Origin of the sequence: Pseudooceanicola lipolyticus, from assembly GCF_002786325.1 — a bacterium.
GTDB classification, from domain to species: domain Bacteria; phylum Pseudomonadota; class Alphaproteobacteria; order Rhodobacterales; family Rhodobacteraceae; genus Pseudooceanicola_C; species Pseudooceanicola_C lipolyticus.
The window spans coordinates 1-4,220 of sequence record NZ_PGTB01000241.1; the positions used below are offsets into that span (position 1 = coordinate 1).

Annotated in this window: 3 protein-coding genes and 2 pseudogenes; 3 read left to right on the top strand and 2 right to left on the bottom strand. The window is 65.8% G+C overall.

From position 1 onward, the window contains the following. Positions 1-68: 68 nt before the first annotated feature. Positions 69-689 (top strand): annotated as a pseudogene (gene murJ, locus CVM52_RS24070) (murein biosynthesis integral membrane protein MurJ); the annotation flags it as partial. A 4-nt stretch (positions 690-693) separates the two neighbouring features. Here the strand turns inward: murJ and purU are convergent. Together purU and thyX are read right to left on the bottom strand one after the other, a co-directional pair. Next, positions 694-1,578 carry a formyltetrahydrofolate deformylase gene (gene purU, locus CVM52_RS24075; RefSeq protein ID WP_100164850.1) on the bottom strand — a complete coding sequence of 295 codons (885 nt, stop codon included), beginning with the start codon at positions 1,576-1,578 and terminating at the stop codon, positions 694-696. Between the two features lie 385 nt (positions 1,579-1,963). Continuing rightward, positions 1,964-2,869: an FAD-dependent thymidylate synthase gene (gene thyX, locus CVM52_RS24080; RefSeq protein WP_100164851.1), complete on the bottom strand. Its 906-nt coding sequence runs from the start codon at positions 2,867-2,869 to the stop codon at positions 1,964-1,966. A 197-nt stretch (positions 2,870-3,066) separates the two neighbouring features. Here thyX and CVM52_RS24085 point away from each other — a divergent pair, with 197 nt between their 5' ends. Beyond that, positions 3,067-3,972, top strand: a complete 906-nt coding sequence (locus CVM52_RS24085; RefSeq protein ID WP_100164852.1) for a thymidylate synthase — start codon at positions 3,067-3,069, stop codon at positions 3,970-3,972. Continuing rightward, positions 3,944-4,220, top strand: a pseudogene (locus CVM52_RS24090) (hypothetical protein); the annotation flags it as partial. The gene CVM52_RS24085 and the pseudogene CVM52_RS24090, both read left to right, overlap by 29 nt.

Genomic DNA, 4,220 nt, shown 5'->3' on the forward strand with positions numbered 1-4,220 from the left:
GCCGACAGGTAATCTTCCTCCAGCCTTCGGAAGACGTTTGACCCGCGATAGGTCGGGCTGACGATTACGGCGAGGTGTCGCTGGCGCTGACCGTTCCTTCGGCGGTGGCGCTGGTGGTGATCCCGCTGCCGCTGGTCTCGGTTTTGTTCGAACGCGGCGCCGCCACCGCCGCCGACAGCCGCGCCATCGCGCTAGCGGTGGCGATCTACGGGCTGGGCCTGCCGGCCTTCGTGCTGCAGAAGATCCTGCAGCCGCTGTTCTTCGCCCGCGAGGACACCCGCACCCCGTTCCGCTTTGCCCTGGTGGCGATGGTGATCAATGCCGTCGCCGCCATCGGGCTGGCGCCGGTGCTGGGCTGGTACGCGCCGGCCATCGCCACCACCCTGGCCGGCTGGGCGATGGTGGCGCTGTTGCTGCGCGGGTCGCGCGGCATGGGCGAGGTGGCGCGGTTCGACGCCCGGTTCCACCGCCGCATTCGCCGCATCTGTGCCGCCGCGGTGGTGATGGGGGCGCTGCTCTGGGGCGCGGCGCAGATGCTGGAGACGGCACTCAACACCGGCGGGCTGCGTTATCTGGCGCTGGCGGCGCTGGTGCTGTTCGGCATGGCGGTCTATTTCGGCGCCGGCCAGCTGCTGGGCGCGTTCCGGCTGTCCGAGTTCCGCCGCAACCTGCGCCGGTCGCGCGGCTGAGCCCCTAGCCCATCCTCTCGGAGGCGTAGGAGCCCGGCGAGGCCGGGAACACCACCGTCTTGTTGCCGTTCAGGAACACCCGGCGGTGGATATGGGCGTGGATCGCCCGGGCCAGCACCTGGCTTTCCACGTCGCGGCCCAGGCTGACGTAATCGGCGGGCGACTGGGCATGGGTGACGCGGATGGTGTCCTGTTCGATAATCGGCCCCTCGTCGAGGTCGGCGGTGACGTAATGCGAGGTCGCCCCGATCAGCTTGACCCCGCGTTCATAGGCCTGCTTGTAGGGATTGGCGCCCTTGAAGGACGGCAGGAAGGAATGGTGGATATTGATGATCCGCCCCGACATCTTGCGGCACATCTCATCCGAGAGAACCTGCATGTAGCGGGCCAGCACGATCAGCTCGGCGCCGGTTTCCTCGACGATGCGCATCTGCGCCGCCTCGGCCTCGGCCTTGGTCTCCTTGGTGACGCGGATGCAGTAGAACGGGATGTCGTGGTTCACCACGACCTTCTGGTAATCCATGTGGTTCGAGATCACCGCGACGATGTCGATCGGCAGCGCGCCGATGCGCCAGCGATAAAGCAGGTCGTTCAGGCAATGGCCGAAGCGGCTGACCATGATCAGCACCTTCATCTTCTCGGTCTCGTCGTGGAAGGCAAAGGTCATGCCGAATTCGCTGGCGGTGTCGGCAAAGCCCTCGCCCAGCTGGTCCAGCGGTTTGCCAGTTTCCGAGGTGAAGCTGACCCGCATGAAGAAATTGCCGGTCTCGGTGTCGTCGAATTGCGAGCTGTCGGTGATGTTGCAGCCATTGGCGGCCATGTAGGACGCGATGGCGGCGACGATGCCGCGCCGCGACGGGCAGGTCACTGTCAGGGCAAAATGGCTCATCTCGGTCTCCTGTGGGGCGCGCCGGCGGCGGCGCCGGCGGGGCGGTTTTGCCCCTATAGAGCGCCCGGTGGCAAGGCGATCTGGTCCAAATACGACGCATCATGCACCGGCAGGTCCATTCCGGCAGCTTCCCCGCCCGGTCCGGCGCCGGGCACGGGTGGATGTCCCGGCCGGGACAGGGGGCAAGGCGTTGAAGTCAGGGCGGCTACCGTTAACAGTTTGTGAATGGGGCGTTGGGTCGGGGCCAGCGCTGCCGAGGCGGTATTCGCGCGGGCGGCGGCCGCACGGGGCGTGTTCTGCGGTTGATCGTCGGGCCCTGCCCTCGGTGGCGATCAGGCTATGCGGCGGATGATCCTAGCGTGAGAGCGGTGCACACCCCACGCACTCACTCCAGCACGCCCTTGAACTCCCGCCACTCCCGCTTGCTCATGCCGCAGTTCTCCTCGGTCACCGCCTCGCCGTTCAGCATCCGCTTCAGGCAGTCGACCATCTGCGCCGACAGCGAAACCGCGCCCAGGCGGTAATCCTCGAAGGCCTTGTAGGCGAAGGGTACCCAGTCTTTGACGATCTCGCAGAGCGCATCGGCATAGACGCGGATCTCGTATTGTGCATGGGCGTCGGCGCGCAGGCGGAGGAAGTGGAACAGGTTGTGCAGATCCACCTTCCAGTACCACTGGGTATAGATATTGGCCGGCAGGTTCATCCGCGCCAGTTCGCGGGCCAGGCCCTGCTGGCCCTCCTGGCTGATCATCTGCTCGTAATGATCATAGGCGCGCATCGAGTCGCCCTTGAGGATCTCCAGCACCCGCGCGGCCTCGTCCCCCTGCAAGGTGTCGCCCCGGCCCTGGTTGTTGACCTCGGACTGTGCCGCCACATGTTCGGGCGCGGGGATATAGAATTCGCGGTCCAGAATCGAATAACGGGCGGAATATTCGTTCACATTGGCGGTGCGGTGGCGGATCCACTGGCGGGCGACAAAGACCGGCAACTTCACATGCAGCTTGACCTCGCACATTTCGAAGGGGGTCGAATGCCAGTGCCGCATCAGATAGCGGATCAGCCCCTCGTCATTCTGCACCGACCTTGTGCCCTTGCCATAGCTGACCCGCGCCGCCTGGGTGATGGCGGCGTCGTCGCCCATGTAATCGACCACCCGGACAAACCCGTGGTCCAGCACCGGGTGCGCGGTGTAGAGATGCCGCTCCATCCCCTCGGACACCGTGCGCAGGGTGCTGCGCGGGCTGGCGCGGAGGGTGTCGATTTCGGCCTGCTGTTCGGGGCTGAGCGGCATCGGGCAAATCCTTTCGGCACAGATTCTCATGCGAGGATGTCACCATATATTGGGGAGGTATGGCTGTGAACCCCCATATCAAGGTCACTCTTTCGCCACGCGGGCCGATTTCACATGCCAAGATCGTTGACTTTTGCACCGCAGCGGTCGAGGTTTGGCGAAAGGGGCATAAGACCCGCAAGCAAAGGTTGAGGCAGATGAAGCGGTTGTGGCTAACTCTCGCGGCATTCACCGTGCTGTCCGCATGCAGCGGCGGCAATCCGTTTGCCACCGATACCGATACGGATACCGACCCGGACGAGGGCACCATCCCCGAGCAGATCGCCGGCGATCTGTCCGGCATCACTTATAACCCGGTGACCCAGACACTGACGGTGCGCGGTATCTCGCTGGACGATACGCCTTACGAGGCGGTCTATACCCGCAAGCCGGCGCTCGACCGGGGCGGATACGAGGCCTACACGGTGCAGGAAGGCTCGTTGCAGCGGCACACCACCGCCTATGTCCGCGATATCGGCGGCACCCGCGCCGCGGTGGTGATGACCGGCGGCCAGTTCGAACATTATTTCGGCGGCGCCGTCTATGGCCGCTCGGGCGTCTATGATCCGCCGGTGAGCAATCAGCCCGGCGGGCTGGTCAGCTATGCCGGCAATTATGTCGGCGTGCTGAACGGGCCCGGCGATGGCGGCGACCTGCTTCCGGTGACTCCGGGCACCCCGAACAGCGTGCGCCCGGCGCAGGCGGCCGAGGTGACCGGCAAGGTGCTGGTCAATGCCGATTTCACCGATAACGTGGTCAACGGCGTGGTCTATGACCGCGACGCGCCGGATTATCCGCAGCTGGCCCTGAGCGACCTGGCACTGGCGCCGGCCGATATCGACGCCGAGACCGGCACCTTTGACGGCGAGGTCACCATCGACCTGACCGCGGTGGGGCAATATGGCGGCATCTTCGGCGGCACCGATGCCAACGCGGTGGCCGGCGCGCTGTTTGCCGAGGGCCATATCGACGGGGTCGACAACGAGGAAGAGCGCGGCATTTTCGTGCTGCCGCAATGCGGAACGCCGGGACAGGATGCGCTTTGCAATCAGCCGGCTCCGTAGCCTTGTCCTCGCCGCCCTGCTGGGGCTGAGCGGGCCCGGCGGCGCGGCGGCGCAATCAGAGCCAGCGCTGTCGCTGAGCCTGCCGCAGGCCCGGCAACTGGCCGTTCACGCGCTGCGCAACGACAATCCGCAGCTGGCGCTGCAGATGGCGGCGGGGTTGCTGAAGGCCGACCCGCAAGATCCCTTTGCCCATTACGTGATGGCCAATGCCTATGCCCAGTCCGGGCGGCCGCGCGACGGGCGCCGCG

What these genes read in the sequence shown, in the direction of transcription:
- purU (WP_100164850.1), bottom strand. Translation starts at nt 1,578, where the DNA reads ATGAGCCATTTTGCCCTGACAGTGACCTGCCCGTCGCGGCGCGGCATC.
- thyX (WP_100164851.1), bottom strand. Translation starts at nt 2,869, where the DNA reads ATGCCGCTCAGCCCCGAACAGCAGGCCGAAATCGACACCCTCCGCGCC.
- CVM52_RS24085 (WP_100164852.1), top strand. Translation starts at nt 3,067, where the DNA reads ATGAAGCGGTTGTGGCTAACTCTCGCGGCATTCACCGTGCTGTCCGCA.